The organism is Pantoea sp. X-Soil-YNGN-775, assembly GCF_059730575.1.
Genome location: NZ_AP035947.1, coordinates 44,195 through 59,423 on the forward strand (window position 1 = coordinate 44,195; position 15,229 = coordinate 59,423).

At 54.6% G+C, this 15,229-nt stretch carries 14 protein-coding genes; 9 read left to right on the forward strand and 5 right to left on the reverse strand.

Features of this window, described 5'->3' with window-relative positions:
• Positions 1 to 147: 147 nt before the first annotated feature.
• The 3 genes from AC6I8I_RS23310 (at position 148) to feoB (ending at position 3,616) form a co-directional block, all read left to right on the forward strand.
• A complete protein-coding gene (locus tag AC6I8I_RS23310) occupies positions 148 to 351 on the forward strand; it encodes a hypothetical protein (protein WP_312056683.1) in 204 nt (67 codons plus the stop codon).
• Positions 352 to 1,058: 707 nt separating this feature from the next.
• Positions 1,059 to 1,286 carry a ferrous iron transporter A gene (feoA, locus tag AC6I8I_RS23315; protein WP_046289418.1) on the forward strand — a complete coding sequence of 76 codons (228 nt, stop codon included), beginning with the start codon at positions 1,059 to 1,061 and terminating at the stop codon, positions 1,284 to 1,286.
• Entirely contained in the window at positions 1,283 to 3,616 is a 2,334-nt protein-coding gene (feoB, locus tag AC6I8I_RS23320; protein WP_497828953.1) for a Fe(2+) transporter permease subunit FeoB, read from the forward strand. The genes feoA and feoB overlap by 4 nt, the downstream gene beginning before the upstream one ends.
• Positions 3,617 to 3,954: 338 nt before the next feature.
• Here feoB and AC6I8I_RS23325 read toward each other — a convergent pair whose 3' ends face one another.
• A complete protein-coding gene (locus tag AC6I8I_RS23325) occupies positions 3,955 to 4,977 on the reverse strand; it encodes a tyrosine-type recombinase/integrase (RefSeq protein ID WP_497828954.1) in 1,023 nt (340 codons plus the stop codon).
• Between the two features lie 491 nt (positions 4,978 to 5,468).
• On the opposite strand from AC6I8I_RS23325, the gene AC6I8I_RS23330 reads away from it, so the two are divergent.
• Positions 5,469 to 5,657, forward strand: coding sequence for a hypothetical protein (locus AC6I8I_RS23330; RefSeq protein WP_497828955.1), 189 nt, complete (start codon positions 5,469 to 5,471; stop codon positions 5,655 to 5,657).
• Positions 5,658 to 5,659: 2 nt separating this feature from the next.
• Here AC6I8I_RS23330 and AC6I8I_RS23335 read toward each other — a convergent pair whose 3' ends face one another.
• The 4 genes from AC6I8I_RS23335 to AC6I8I_RS23350 all read right to left on the reverse strand — a co-directional run bounded on the left by AC6I8I_RS23335 (position 5,660) and on the right by AC6I8I_RS23350 (position 10,063).
• The gene (locus tag AC6I8I_RS23335) at positions 5,660 to 6,952 is read right to left on the reverse strand and encodes a CitMHS family transporter (protein WP_497821085.1); all 1,293 of its coding nucleotides are present in this window, start codon (positions 6,950 to 6,952) and stop codon (positions 5,660 to 5,662) included.
• Between the two features lie 299 nt (positions 6,953 to 7,251).
• Positions 7,252 to 8,397 carry an L-dopachrome tautomerase-related protein gene (locus AC6I8I_RS23340; protein WP_312056689.1) on the reverse strand — a complete coding sequence of 382 codons (1,146 nt, stop codon included), beginning with the start codon at positions 8,395 to 8,397 and terminating at the stop codon, positions 7,252 to 7,254.
• Entirely contained in the window at positions 8,394 to 9,086 is a 693-nt protein-coding gene (locus AC6I8I_RS23345) for an RraA family protein (RefSeq protein WP_497828956.1), read from the reverse strand. Before AC6I8I_RS23345 ends, AC6I8I_RS23340 begins: the two co-directional genes overlap by 4 nt.
• Complete coding sequence (locus AC6I8I_RS23350; RefSeq protein WP_312759956.1) at positions 9,083 to 10,063, reverse strand: hydroxyacid dehydrogenase; 981 nt, start codon at positions 10,061 to 10,063, stop codon at positions 9,083 to 9,085. Before AC6I8I_RS23350 ends, AC6I8I_RS23345 begins: the two co-directional genes overlap by 4 nt.
• A gap of 94 nt (positions 10,064 to 10,157) precedes the next feature.
• Between AC6I8I_RS23350 and AC6I8I_RS23355 the strand changes: the two genes are divergently transcribed.
• From AC6I8I_RS23355 to AC6I8I_RS23375, 5 genes are all read left to right on the forward strand, one after another.
• Positions 10,158 to 11,045 (forward strand): LysR family transcriptional regulator, encoded by an 888-nt coding sequence (locus AC6I8I_RS23355; RefSeq protein ID WP_312056692.1) that lies wholly within the window; start codon positions 10,158 to 10,160, stop codon positions 11,043 to 11,045.
• Between the two features lie 117 nt (positions 11,046 to 11,162).
• Positions 11,163 to 11,573, forward strand: a complete 411-nt coding sequence (locus tag AC6I8I_RS23360; RefSeq protein WP_312056693.1) for a DoxX family protein — start codon at positions 11,163 to 11,165, stop codon at positions 11,571 to 11,573.
• Positions 11,574 to 11,612: 39 nt separating this feature from the next.
• Entirely contained in the window at positions 11,613 to 12,284 is a 672-nt protein-coding gene (locus AC6I8I_RS23365) for a sugar dehydrogenase complex small subunit (protein ID WP_312056694.1), read from the forward strand.
• Positions 12,271 to 13,863 carry a GMC family oxidoreductase gene (locus tag AC6I8I_RS23370; RefSeq protein ID WP_312056695.1) on the forward strand — a complete coding sequence of 531 codons (1,593 nt, stop codon included), beginning with the start codon at positions 12,271 to 12,273 and terminating at the stop codon, positions 13,861 to 13,863. The genes AC6I8I_RS23365 and AC6I8I_RS23370 overlap by 14 nt, the downstream gene beginning before the upstream one ends.
• Positions 13,863 to 15,227, forward strand: a complete 1,365-nt coding sequence (locus tag AC6I8I_RS23375) for a c-type cytochrome (protein WP_312056696.1) — start codon at positions 13,863 to 13,865, stop codon at positions 15,225 to 15,227. Before AC6I8I_RS23370 ends, AC6I8I_RS23375 begins: the two co-directional genes overlap by 1 nt.
• The last annotated feature ends 2 nt before the right edge of the window (positions 15,228 to 15,229 follow it).

Genomic DNA, 15,229 nt, shown 5'->3' on the forward strand with positions numbered 1-15,229 from the left:
ACTATGCTGGCTGGCAGAGGTAACTCGTCAGCTGCGGTATAGCGTCAGGGGCCCGACTGAGAGTGTTCATCGGGCCGGTCAGCATCGGGAAATCGCCCTTTAGCACCCGGGACAGCGTTTATCTGCTGCTAACGGTTAAGGACAGGTATGAACAGTTCGGATCAGGCAGTCATCAGCGCCACTTCATTTACGCAAGCCGCAACGTTGCTGGAGCAGGGCAGTCGGGCGCGCATCCGGCTTAGCTGGAATATTTCAGGCGATGAGTTTTTTCGCCTGGTTAATCTGGTTAAGCAGGGCAGCGAGATGTCGATTGAAAGAGAGGAAGATGGTTTCTGGCTGACGCAGAAATAAGCCGCTGAATTTAATAAGTTATGCGGCATAGCAGAAGCAGGCCTGGCGGTGAGGGGCCTGCTGAAGAGCGAGGGTGCGTTTGCCGGGTATTTTGCCAAAAGAGACCAGTGACAGATGAAGCTTTTACTGCAATTAGTTACATCATCCTGTAATCGCCTGTTTATTGGCACAGCCCGATTTTATCGCGGAGCCCCTCCATACAGAGTCCGCTGCGATGTGAGAGTATGACGTCGTTCTGATCGTTGTAGAGTGCAAACTTCAAACATGCGCGCGGAATAACCTCCTGACGAGGCGCCCCGCCGGGCCGCAGGCCCGATATGCTTATTCGCTGTATTGAATGATGTAACTAAGCCGCTAACGGTTATCTGCCTGACCGGCAGCCAACCGCAAGCCCCCGGAAATCACCGATTTCATGTCGCACGCGCCATAAAATCAGCTCACCGGGGCGTCGGGCTTAGGGTACGTAGAGTGTAGCGGTCAGTCCGTTATGTCTGGCAGGAGATAGTTTTGCCTGTCAGCCAGCACCCGTCGCCGGCCTCCGTTTCACTGCCTGCCAGTAAAATGCTGAGATTGCGAGGTGAATCTGCCGTTTTCTGAACCAGCGTTGACGTTTCCTGACATTAATCCGCTTCGCCTGATCTTAGATCAAATTCCGGAATGCTTATCATTTATATAATCACTGCTTCTTACCACAACCAGATGGTTATATGTCGATGAACATGCACAGTACCTATCGAATCCTCGGCTATCAGCCCGCGGTGAACCCCGCATGGCGTCAGAAATTGCTCACCATGGGAATGCTGCCGGGTGCGGTGATTGAGATCATCCGCGTCGCGCCAATGGGCGATCCGGTGCAAATCCGTACCCGCCGGGTCAGTCTGGCGGTACGTCAGCGTGACCTTGACGCCATTGTTCTTGAGGAAATGGTCTCATGAAAAACATAACCATTGGGCTGATCGGTAATCCTAATACCGGTAAAACCACCTTATTTAATCAGCTGACGGGTGCCCGCCAGCGGGTAGGAAACTGGGCTGGCGTAACCGTCGAGCGCAAAGAAGGACAATTTTTTACCGCTCAGTCCGATGTGCGGTTAATCGATTTGCCTGGCACCCGTTCTCTTACCACGCTCTCAGCGGAAAGCTCAATCGATGAGAGTATCGCCTGTCAGTATCTGTATAACGATCACGCCGATTTAGTGATTAACGTGGTCGATGCGTCGAACCTTGAAAGCAATTTGTTCCTGACGTTTCAGCTACTCGAACTCGGAGTGCCCTGCATTGTAGCCCTCAACATGCAGGATATTGCTGCCAGCCAGAATATCGCTATTGATGTTGAAGCTCTGTCAGCACGCCTGGGCTGTCCGGTCGTCTCTCTGACCTCAACCCGCGGCGAAGGCATTGCACAACTCAAGACACTGATTGACCAGCCGCACCGTTATACCGCGCCAGAGCGGGTGCGCTATCCGGAAAATGTGGAAGCCGCGATTACTCAGCTCTGCACGCTGATGCCCGCGTCTATAACGCCGCAAAAACGCTACTGGCTGGCATTACAGTTACTGGAAGGCGATATCAACAGCCAGCAGCTCTGCCCAACGCTGGTACCTCAACTGCCGGAGATCGTTCAACAGGCCGGTGGTGATACCGGGGTGCTGATTGCCGATTACCGCTATCGTGCTATCCACGCACTGTGCGCCGCCGTCAGTAATATTCACCACGCTGCGCCTGGCAGTCTGACCAGCCGGATCGATAACATCGTGCTGAACCGCTGGCTGGGTATTCCGATATTTCTGGCGGTGATGTACGTGATGTTTGTATTGTCGATTAATATCGGTGCCGCGTTACAGCCGCTGTTTGACAGCAGTTCGGTGGCGATATTCATCCATGGTGCACAATGGCTGGGCTACGTCTGTCATTTTCCGGCCTGGCTGACCGTCTTCCTGGCGCAGGGGATAGGGTCGGGCATCAATACCGTGCTGCCGATTATCCCCCAGATTGGGCTGATGTTCCTTTTCCTCGCGTTTCTGGAGGATTCCGGTTACATGGCGCGAGCCGCTTTTGTCATGGATCGCCTGATGCAATCGCTGGGTTTACCCGGTAAATCCTTTGTGCCGTTAATCGTCGGATTTGGCTGCAATGTGCCTTCAGTGATGGGCGCCCGCACGCTGGATACGCCGCGTGAACGCCTGCTGACGGTACTGATTGCACCCTTTATGTCCTGTGGGGCTCGGCTGGCCATCTTCGCGGTGTTTGCTGCTACGTTCTTCAGTTCCCATGGCTCCAGCCTGGTCTTTTCACTCTATCTGCTGGGTATTGTGGTGGCGATCGTAACCGGCTTAATACTCAAGCACACCTTACTGGGTGGCGAAGCCTCACCGTTTATCATGGAGCTGCCGGTTTATCACCGACCGCATCTCAAAAGCCTGCTGATCCAGACCTGGCAGCGTCTGAAAATGTTTGTGGTGCGGGCCGGTCGGGTGATTATCCTGGTCAGTATGTTAATCGGCGTGCTGACCAGCTTTTCGTTTAACGGACAGCCGGTCGACGACATCAATCACTCTGCGCTGGCCACCACCAGTAAGCAGATCACACCGGTTTTGCTGCCTATCGGCGTGATGCCGGATAACTGGCAGGCAACGGTCGGATTAGTGAGCGGCATCATGGCGAAAGAAGTGGTGGTGGGTACGCTAAACAGCCTTTATACCAGCGAAGCCGTACAGAGTGGCACGTTTGACCCGCAGGCGTTCAGTCTGATTGATGAACTGAAGGATTCGCTGACCGAGACCTGGGCTGGCCTGACAGCCGCGTTCAGTATCGATGCGCTGGCTCACCCTATCGATGCCAGCAAAGGGGATGGCGAAATGGCGGCCGGCCAGATGAGCGTGATGTCGGCCAAATTTGGCAACGGCATTGCCGCCTACAGCTACCTGATTTTTGTCCTGCTGTACGTTCCCTGCGTCTCGGTGATGGGCGCGATCTCACGCGAAGCGGGCCGTAACTGGATGCTGTTTTCCTTCTTCTGGGGACTCAATATCGCCTATACCACCGCCACGCTGTTTTATCAGAGCGTGACGTTTGCCGAACATCCCACCTTCAGCGCCAGCTGCCTGATCGGCGTGATCGCGGTGAATGCGCTGATCCTGCTGGCCATGCGCAAATCGGGCAACCGGATAAAACAGCATCCGCTTACGCTGCCGGTGGTCACCAGCGGCTCGGGCTGCGGTGGCTGCAAAAGCAGTTGTGGTAAACAGGATAGCTTCGCACAGTAACGCTGGCTCCTCCCGCCGGCGGCGCTGTAAAGGCCGCTGGTGGATGTGGATTCAGCCTTCCGAGCCTTCCGCCGGCTTATTAACAATGCGCGCGCGGCAGACCTGATGCAGATCTCATCCGAACTGATTTTCAACGCCTGACAGGCCATTAGCCTGCCGTGACAGGCGGTTATTCCTGCTCATCCGCTGGCACCCGCGGCAGTTGCCTGTAAACAGGCTATCTTGCTGATCTGTCAGGCACATCCGGCCAGTGAGTACCGGCTTACACACAGGCTGTCCACTTTTTCTGTGGATAACTTCTCACGGCAAAATGAGAACGGCTCATCCGTTAGCGGCGATCAGTCAGTGTGCTGTTCCATAAAATCGACCATCGCGCCTTTATGGGCATCAACATGACGGATATAGCGCATCAGGGTTTCCGGTTTTTTCCAGGTGCCTTCCTGCATAATCTGGGCGATAGAGTAACCTTTGGCTGCCATATCCTGCGCAGCGCCGACACGGGCACTGTGTCCACTCCAGCCGGTGTAGCGTTTTTTATTGGCGTTTACGGGACCGTTATTTGCGGCGGCGGACCAGGCGCGGGAGAAAATCTGTTCCAGCGCTCGGGTACTCATCGGCGTCCCGCTGGTGATCACCCGACCCGAGCGGTGCAGCGCGCTAAACAGATAAGCATCAGGCTGGCTGGCCAGTCCCGCCGCATCAATCCATGCCTCAAGCCGTTGTGTTGAGCGGGAACTCAGCGCCTTAACCAGACCACCGGTCTGAACAACGGTTTTGGTCCAGCCGACGTCGAGGATCACTCTGCCGTCCGCGGCGTGCGTGACATCCCGCACCCGTAGCCGTGCCAGCTCACTGATGCGCAGTAAGGTTGAATATGCCACGTGTAAAAAGGCTAAATCACGCAGCGCCTGCAAATGGTCCGAACTGCACCATTGTTTGTCCAGCGCCAGCAGATCGCTCAGTCTGAACGGCACGGCTTGTCCGGCTCGCTCGCCTTTCATCACCGCAACCCGATTTATCTTCTTCATGGCACGAAAAACCAGCGGAGAATGGTTAGGGGCAGGCAGTCCGGCGTTACGGTGTAACATCGAGATCAGCGCGGCGTGCGACGTCACGGTCGAAGATGCCCTTCCGCTTTCTGATAAAAACGACAGGTAATCCCGCAGATCTTCGGCGGTCATAGGCAGAAAACTGCGTTGATTATCCTCTGCCCACCGGCTACAGATGCGCATTACGCTTAGCAACTGTCGCCAGGTATTAGGCGAAAAGGCCTCTTTATCCTGAACGAACTGTTTAAGCTGTTCCGTGATATCCGCATGCTGTGGAATAGTCAGATTCGCCAGCTGGCTTAACTTTGTCATCGTAGCTCTTTTATTGACCGTTTTTTCCGGTGAACGCGCTACGCCAATTCTGAGATTCAGGCAGGGGGATAACCGGCCAGAATTCGCGTAGCGTTGTCATTTTTCGGCCGTGATTTGCGCCGCGCTGGCCTGTTCTGCCATCACTTCTCAGATCTGGCTTCGTATAAGTACAATTATACGAAGTCAGTATAAAAATGAACAGCAATCATTCATTCATGCGGCGAGAACCAAAAAGGTGAGGGCTGCTGATGCCCGCTGGTAGCCCGTTCAGGTGATTTTATGGTGACGTCTTACCTGAGTTTACTTTGCCACTGGAGGCCCATTAATTTCAGACGATGATACCGATAATCTTTCAGGCGTTGGCCAGCCGTTTTATTTTTTCATCCGTAACCGACGCGTTAATTATCAACACATGATTTTTTCTAAAAAAGTGGCGCATCCGGTCAGATTAAAATGACTTTAACAGCCCTGGAAATCTGCATATTGAAGTTGTGTATTACACCACAACCTGGAACGCGCAGCTTCAGCAGCGTATTAAGCCGATCAACAAGGCAATTCGGCCAGACTATCTCATGAACGATATTATCTTCATTCCTGAAATAATTATCTCTGAAGTCATTGAGGCTTATCAGCCAGACCGTGAAGGTAATATTTACAACGATCACCCTGTTATTTTTTAATATTAAACACTCTGGTACAAAGGAAAGGCACCCAGCAGCAGGCAGGTTAAAAAGAATACGACACTGGTAATAAATGACCAGCGCAAGGTGAATCGCTGTGTTTGCGCGTAATCCAGTTTCAGCATGCCCACCAGCAGATAGGTCGACGCCACCAGCGGGCTTAATATATGTACCGGCTGCCCTACCAGCGCAGCACGAGCCATCTCTACCGGCGCAATGCCATAATGACTGGCAGCCTGGACCAGAACCGGCAACATACCAAAATAAAAAACATCATTTGAAACCAGCCAGGTCACCGGAACGCTGATTAATGCGGTAATCACCGCTAAATAAGGACCTGCTGCGGCTGGAATAACATTTACAATCGCCTGCGCCAGCGCATCTGCCATCCCTGTTTCTGAAAAAATTCCGGTAAATACTGCCGCGGCAAAAATTAAGCTGGCGACAGACAGAATCGCCGGTGCATGCCGGCCAAGCTGCTCCTGTTGCTGATCGAGACGTGGAAAATTAACCAGAAACATTATTGCGGTGGCCAGCATAAACAGATAGGCCATTGGCACCCAATCCAGCACCAGCAGTGTAATCAGTGCAATGGTTAATACCCAGTTTGTCCAGAAGCGCCAGCTTGCACAGGCTTTCGCTTCGAACACCAGCGGGGGTTTTTCTGTGGAATCGCCGTTCCAGGCTATGCGTTTACGTTCATGCCGTCCCAGTATAAGCGCCATGACAAAAGTCCAGATGACGCACGCCAGCAGGGGCAGCATTAAGGGAACAAACAGCGTGCTGATCTCTGCATGTACCGCCGTTGCAGCCCGTGCCGTTGGGCCTCCCCAGGGAAACATATTGCCCAGGCCGGTACACTGTAATAGCAAACACGCTGCTTTTAATTTTGATAACCCAACGCGTTCATAGATTGGCAGAAACGCGGAAAGCACAATCATATATACAGTTGCGCCATCACCGTCCAGCGCGACGATAAAACCCAGCAGCACCGTCCCGAAAAATATTTTTACCGGGTCGCCGTCTACTGCTGAAACAATTTTCTTAATGATCGGATCAAACATGCCGGCGTCCGTTACGCTCATAAAATAGAGCATAGCGAAAATCAGCATGACGCCGGTTGGCGCAACGGTGCGCAATCCTTTAATTACCATATCGCCCGTCTCTAAGCCGTTCCCTGCTAATAATGCAAACAGGGTGGGCACCATTATTAATGCCGTCAGGGCAGAGAGTTTTTTGGTCATTAACAGAGCAATAAACACGGTTATCATGAGCAGACTGATAATCAGTAACATATTTTATCCTGTTGCAGGGAGACCGCCCGTCCGTCAGCGACAAACAGAAAACGTATCGGATGTTAATTCATTCAATGCGATATGCACTAACGTTATTATTAATGAGCCAGCCATTATCAGAAAAAAAGACAGCCATTAACAATCAATAAAAATATTATTCATGTGCGCTGACTCATATTTTTTGAAAATTTAAAATCACGCAGGGTGATGGTGATAAAAGGCGATACTTACGCCTGCGAACTGTTAATGATTTTCTGGCTAATGCCCGTTTATTTGGCCCGAATAAACGGGCCGTTGAATTATTGATGATCGCGCGGCGATGGCGCGACAGGCAGACTCAGACGATAGAGCTTAACCGGGTACTCAACCACAGAAGGCTTACCGCCGGTGGTTGCCGGCGTCCGGTTAATCTGTGCCGATGGCATCCAGAGCTGTCCCTCAGATATCCACATCGCATCGATCCAGACCAGCCGGGGATCCTGAATCACGGTGCTCACCTCCCCCTGCGGAGTGATACGTTTCACGGCGCGCGTGTTGATATCCGATGCATAGAGATTGCCGTCAGCATCAATAGCGGTGCCACCGGTGCTCCAGGTTTCAACAAACTTCTGCGTATGCCGGGCAACCTCGTCAGCCGTTAACGTCGCATCATTAAGATAGCGGGTTTCTATTCGCGCCATCGGGCCGGGGATAGCCTGATAATAGAGCCATTTGCCGTCGGGAGAGACTTCAAGCTGATCCAGGCCTACCCGCTTTTCCCGCCCGTCGCGTAAGAATAGTTTTTTCCCATCGGCATAGATTGGCTGATGATCGATAGAGAGCGGGTGATTATCCAGCACGCGCCAGCTTTGGCCATTTTTCAGGTTAAGCACTACCAGCCCGACCGCGCCGGGATCGGTAATATAGGCGAAATCACCATTGAAACGGACATCATCCAGATAGCTGGCGGGCTTGAGTGTGGGTGCCTTAAAGATATAGGTCGCCACAACTTTGCGCGTCTGAATATTGATACGCACCAGTTTAGCACCGCCTTCCACCGCTTTGTCGCCGGTCCCGATCCCTGTATTGCCGGCATCCATGACCCAAAGATCGCCATCAGGGCCAAATCGCAGTGCATTAACATGTAAAAAGTGATGCGACGGATCCTTGCTGTCCCATTGATTCCACGCCTGGTCTGGCCAGGCTTCCAGTTGCCCGTTTTTGACTTCAGCCAGTTGCAAACCGGTGCCTTCTGACTGGGTCAGTGAAGCAAAAATGCGCCCATCCGCGCTGACCGTGACACCATTCCAGACGCGCGGTGAGGTTTCAACCTGCTGTAAACGACTGTCCTGCTGAACCGGCAGCTGAACCGGCAGCTGATCCTGAGCCGCGACGTAGGGAGCTGTTATCATTGTCGTCAGCAGGGTAAGCATGCTGAATGAGCGGGTATGTTTTTTATTGATCACAGCGGGCACCCCTTAGCACGTAAAATGGCGTTAAAACGTTCCGGATCGGCGGTGCCCTGGCGGTTATTTTCGCGAATGCGCACTTCGCGTTGCTCATGCTCACGTACCCGCGGCAGTAAAGACGCGAGCTGCTGCTGCGGAATCGCAATTACGCCATCCGCATCGGCAACAATTAAATCGCCTGGTGCCACCACCAGCCCCGCGCACTGTATGGTGACGTTGATTTCGCCAGGGCCTTCCTTCGAAGGCCCGCGCAGCGTATTTCCCCGCGCCCAGAGAGCGACGCCGCCTTCTGCCCATTCGTTGATATCCCGAATCGCGCCATCAATGACAAAACCCGCGATACCTTTCGCCAGCGCGGAGGTGCGCATCAGGCCACCAATCAATGCCTGGGTGAGATCGCCCGATCCATCTATCACCAGAACATCCCCCGGCTGGGCCATCTCTATCGCTTTGTGGATCATCAGGTTATCGCCGGGACGGACCTTGACCGTCAGCGCCGGGCCGCAGAGTACCTGCTGCGGGTCATTATGATAAGCCTGTAATCCGGATGCGCCGCAGCTGCGTCCCATGCAGTCACCAATATTCGGCACCGGTAAACGGCGAAAGGCATCGATGGTTTCAGCATCGGGCAGGGATCCACGTTGTCCAATAAAATAGCCAGCAGGCCAGCGGTTATCGGTTGTCATGAGCGTTCCTTAAGGACAGTTCGGTTAACACAGGTCACTGGATTTACCGCATGACCTTCCAGAAAATCGAGACACTGACGCGCTGCCATCCGCGCTACAGCGTCCAGCGCTTCAGGCGTCGAGCCGCCAATGTGCGGCGTCAGCAGCAGATTATTCAGCGAGCGAAAAGGGTGATCGGCGGGGAGAGGCTCCGAGGCGACGGTATCCAGCCCGGCGGCGAACAGCTGACCGTCACGCAGGGCCGCATCCAGCGCGGCTTCATCGACCAGCTCACCGCGCGCGGTGTTGATGATCAATGCGCCAGCCGGTAACAGCGCCAGGGTGCGGCTGTTCAGCATCTGACGTGTTGCCGCATTGACCGGGCAGTGCAGGCTGATGACGTGGCTTTGGGTCAGCAGGCTGTCCAGTGAGCTGACCTGTTCGCCAGGCAGCATGGTCTGAGGTTCTTCAACCGCCGGATCGTAAAAGCAGACGCGCATCCCGATTGCGCCTGCAATACGTGCGACCCGCTGGCCAATTTCACCGAAGCCCACCAGACCCAGCGTCTTACCGCTGAGTTCAATCCCGCCGCCGTTGCGGGTCCAGCGGCCCGCCTCAATTTCCTGTTGATACCAGCTTATGCGGCGTGCCGCGTTCAGCATTAAGCCGACAGTCAGCTCCGCGACCGACTGCGCATTGGTACCGGGCGTGGTCAACACCGGGATGTTGTGTTCGGTAGCCGCGTCAATATCAATGTTGGTGACGCCAACGCCATGTTTACAAATCACTTTCAGGGTCGGGCAGGCGGTGATGGCACGCCGGGAAAGGGCAACGGTGCGGGAAATAACCGCATCAAACGGGATGCGCGCCATGATTTTTTCAACCTCGGCAGCCTCCTGGCTGTCACGCAGGTAATGTACTTCGCATCCTGCCTCGGCCAGTGCGTGTTGTCCTCCAGCCCCTAAGGTCGGGGCGGTCATCAGGATTCTCCAGCTCATGTGTTACTCCAGTGTTAATTTTCATTTAGCCTGGCAGGTTGAATTGATAAATAATATTCTCTGTTCTTTATGATTCGATTCCTGCGAGGAATGAATGGAGCTCAAAGATCTGCGTTACCTGGCGGTAGTGCGTGAAACGGCCCATCTTGGCAAAGCGGCGCAAGCCCTTGGTATCACCCAGCCGGCGCTGACAAAGTGCATTCAGCGGATGGAAAAATCGTGCTCAACGCGGCTGATTCTGAAGGTGGGGCGCGGGATACAATTGACGGAAGCTGGGTTGCTACTTTGTGAACGCGCTCAAAAAGTGCTGCACCTGATGCAGGTGACGCAGCAGGATTTAAATGCCCTCGGCGCGGGAACCGCCGGCGTGATCCGCCTCGGCGTTGCGGCTACCGCAGCCGAGTTTATGCTGCCGCATTTAACCCGCGAATTACTGCAGCAGGCGCCTACCGTGGTGCTTGAAGTGCAGGTTGGACTGAACGATCTGCTGCAGTCACGGCTGCGGGAAAACAAACTGGATTTAATTCTGGGATTTTTACCGGATAAGAGCGATGAATTCATCACCCGCCCGTTGATGGAAGATCCTGTGGTGGTGGCTGCCAGCTGCTTTCATCCGCTGGCGGGTCTGCACCCGACCCCTGAACAGCTGGACCGCTTTCAGTGGTTATTACCCGCGCCGCAGGTTGCGACCCGGCAGTGGCTTGAACAACGTCTGCTGAGCGGCGGATATGCCGCGCCAAGGGTGCAGATGGAGAGTAATACCCTGTCGCCGCTTCGCCAGGTACTGGCGCAGACTCAGCTGCTGAGTTTTGTTTCTCGCCGTCTGTTGCAGGAGGAGATGTCCCAGCCGTCGCTGGTTGAAATTACCCTGCCGCTGGTGATTATGCCGCGGACTTTTGGCTGGCAATACCGGTCACTGAGCGAACTGACTCCGGCCGCGCGATTGCTGGTTGAGCTGGCTGAAAAACGCTGGCAGTGGTGAAGCAGACTTAAACGCAATGCCGATGCGGTGAAATGAATCACCGCACAAAAAGTCAAAAATATTTTATTGTTTGAGGCCTATTTTAAAATAACAACGCTTACCTCAAGCTAATAAAAAATGAAAAATTATAAAATGTTTATCTGGGCGTTATCGCGCCTGCTCGCTGTCGCACTCTTTTTCACCTCTGGCATCGATAAAATAATTCATTACGATGAGAACGTAATGTTAATGCATCAAAACGGCGTATCTGATTATTTTCTTCCGTGGGTGATTTTGCTGGAAGTCGCAGGCAGCATCGCCATAACAATCGGATTTTTAACCCGTTTTGTATGTATCTTTATGGTTTCGTTTTCACTGCTTTCCGCATTCCTTTTTTACCCCGGTTATTCGCACGCCCATCTGATGGTGTGGTTGAAAAATATATCCTGCTGTGCCGGATTCCTGATGCTAATAATTCACGGTGCCGGACCCTGGAGCCTCGATACATGGCTGAACCAGCGGATTCAAAATAAAAAATACGCCGTTTAATCCGCTTTCTTTGTTACCCAACCTACACCTGGAGGAAAAATGAACAGGCGTACATTCCTGCGCATGATGATTTCATCAAGCGTGATTATCAGTGTGCCCGCCATTATGCCTGCTGCGCTGGCTGGGTCCGGCAGTGAAGAGACATTACTCTTTGTCAGCCAGACCTTAACCGGTCGACAGGGGCTTGATCCGGCCATCAGTCAGCGTCTTTATCGGTTGTTATCCGGCCAGGCGCGCGATTTCGACCAGCAGCTTCCGCGGCTGGCTGAACGCTTACGCCGCTATATCCACCTGCCAGCGGAAGAGCGTCTCGCGCAGCTTACCGAAGCGGAGGTCACAACCGCGCTGGCCATCATCACGCCGTGGTATCTGGGCTATACCGGAGACCCTGCCACGACCCGCGCTACTGACGATGCACAGTTTGTTTCGTTCCTCTCGGCATTGATGTATGAGCCGACGGCCGGTGTTACGCCTCGCCCCTCCTATTCACAGCGCGGACCTGATTACTGGCAGGCAGTGCCAGAGGGCGTAACTGCACCCCCGATGCCGGAAAATATCACCGCCTGGGGCAGCGATTCTCCGCGTGCAGCTGGCGTTATCACCGAGCCGCAGCCTGAATGGCTGGCAATGGTGGAAGGGCGAGCCAGAACCCATGCTGAGGCGAGGCGTCTGCTGAATCGCGCAGAGGATCTAAATCATGACGCAGTATGATGCCGACGTAGTGATTATTGGCTCTGGCGCACTGGGCGCCAACGCAGCCTGTCAACTGGCCAAAGCCGGCAAGTCGGTGATCATGCTGGAGGCGGGGCCTTATATTCCACGCTGGAAAGTGGTTGAAAATTACCGCAACAGCGCCAGCAAGCGTAACTGGTGCGCGCCTTATCCGAATTTACCCTGGGCGCCCAACAGTTATACCGATGGCTACATTGAGGCGCACGGCGATGCAGATTTTCAGTATGTCACCAGCTTTCTGAAAGTGGCTGGCGGCAGTACCCGCCACTGGGCATCGGCCTGCTGGCGGCTGTTGCCGAATGATTTCAAACTAAAAAGCGTTTATGGCGTTGGCCGCGACTGGCCGATAGATTATGACGATCTCGAACCCTGGTATCTGCTCGCCGAGCGTGAGATTGGCGTAGTGGGCAGCGCTGATGAGGATCAAAGCGGTCAGAGCCGGGCGGCATGGCCGCCGCGTTCCGCGCCTTATCCTCTGCCGCCGGAAGCCAAACCCTACATGGTGCAGCGGATGCAGGCAAAGCTGGGCCCGCTCGGTTATCAGGTGATCCATGAACCCCATGCGCGGATTTCACAGCCTTACGATGGTCGTCCAGCCTGTGCCGGCAACAATAACTGCGAACCGGTTTGTCCTATTGGCGCCATGTATTCCGGCGATATGCATGTGGATAAAGCGGTGGCGCTGGGCGTTGATCTGCGCACTGAATCGGTGGCGTGGCAGCTGGAAAAGGGTGCAGATAATCAGATCGTTGCGGTGCACTATCGCAAACCTGACGGACGTAATGTGCGACTCAGCGCGAAAAAATTCATCGTGGCTGCCCATGGCCTGGAAACAGCAAAATTGCTGTTGATGTCGGAGGTGGCGAACAGTTCCGATCAGGTTGGCCGCAACCTGATGGATCACACCGGCTTAAGCATGACGTTTCTGGCAGATGAACCGCTCTGGACAGGGCGCGGCTCGGTTCAGCACGGCACTATTGCCACCCGCCGCGATGAGCCGAGCCGGGCGCAACACTCTGCCATTCGCTACTCGCTGCGCAATCTGGTGCCGAATATTGACGTGACACCGTCACTGCTGAAGCAAGGCCTGATGGGACCTGAACTTGATGCGGCGATTCGCGATCGCGCCTCACGCATTATGAACATCAGCACCATGAGCGAAACTCTGCCCAGCCCCACCAATCGCGTGATTCCGCACCCGAGTCGGCGTGATGCTATCGGATTACCCATGCTGCAGGTGAACTATCAGCTGGACAGCTATGTTCGCGGCATGCGCCCGCAGGCTTACCGGGATTTCGCTAATTTTCTGATGGCTTTTAATGGCGAGATAGTGGAAGCACCCACAGGATGGCGTAATCAGTATCACATCATGGGCACCACGATTATGGGCGACAACCCGCGCGACTCGGTGGTCGATGCACACTGCCGCAGTTGGGATCATCCTAATCTGTTTCTTGCCACCACCGGGGTAATGCCAACGTCTGCCACGGTGAATCCGACGCTGACCGGCATCGCGCTGGCGCTCCGGCTGGCTGACACCCTGGTTCGGGAGTTGTGATGATGCGAATGATACTGTTTTTGCTGTTGCTGCTTCCGGTGCTGGTGCGGGCAACACCTGATGAGGCGACGCTTAAGCGGGGTGAATATCTGGCGATTGCTGGCGACTGCTCGGCCTGTCACCGGAATCCCGATAATGGCCACCCGTTTTCAGGCGGTTACCGCATCTCATCACCTCTGGGCGATATCATCGCCACCAATATTTCCCCCTCACGGCTGAATGGCATCGGCGGTTACTCGCAGAGCGACTTTCGGCGCGTGATGCGGGAAGGCCGGCGGCCGGATGGCAGTTATCTCTATCCGGCAATGCCTTACACCGCCTTCGCATCGATGACCGATGCGGATATCGACGCGCTCTATGACTACTTCATCTACCGCGTTCCGGCTGAAGATCACCGCGTGCCTGAGACACAACTGCCGTTTCCGTTCTCTGTCAGATCGATGATGGCCGTCTGGAATGGGCTGTTTTTGTCTCAGGAAGCGTTGCCCGCCGGAACTGCGGATCGAATCAGCGAAACGCGCGGTGAATATCTGGTGAAAACGCTGGGGCACTGCGGCAGCTGCCATTCGCCGCGCAACCTGATGATGGCAGAGGACAACGGGCGTTTTTTGGGTGGAGGCGAAGTCGGCAGCTGGAATGCCCCCGATCTGACCCAGGCTCATCTGTATGACTGGTCAGAACAGGAACTGGCCACCTATCTCAAAACCGGTTCGCTGCCGGGCAAAGCCATTGCGGCGGGTGAAATGGGCACTGCCGTTGAGAATTCTTTCTCACGCCTTACCGATAACGACCGTCACTCCATCGCCCGCTATCTGTTAACGCTGGGAGAAGCGCCGGCAAAACCTCAGGTGCTCGCCTCGCCGGACAAACTTAACGTGGCGGCGGTGGAAGCCGGGCCGGCGGCGACGCTCGATGACGCGATATCCGGTAATCATCTGAGTGGCGCGCAGCTCTACAATGCCGCCTGCGCCAGCTGTCATGGGGCAAACGGCGAAGGCACTCACGATAATCCGCAATCCTTCCCGCGACTCACCGGCAGCGCTGCGGTGATTGCCGCCGATCCGGCCAATCTGATTATGACCGTTGCTGAAGGGGTCAACCGGACCACTGAAGCCGGGCACGCTTTTATGCCTGCCTTCGCCCATCAGATGAGCCGTGGCGAGCTGACACGCCTGCTGGATTACGTTTCAACCCGATTTGGTAAGCCCGATCACGCTGTCACCGACGGACAGGTAGAAAAGGTGTTGCTACAGCCGAAAAACAATCCCTGGCTGCAGCGCGCGCCGTGGATCGTTCTGGGTCTGCTGGTACTGCTGATCGGCCTGCTGGCAAGGCATTATCACGCCAAAAAAATGAACCGGTAAAA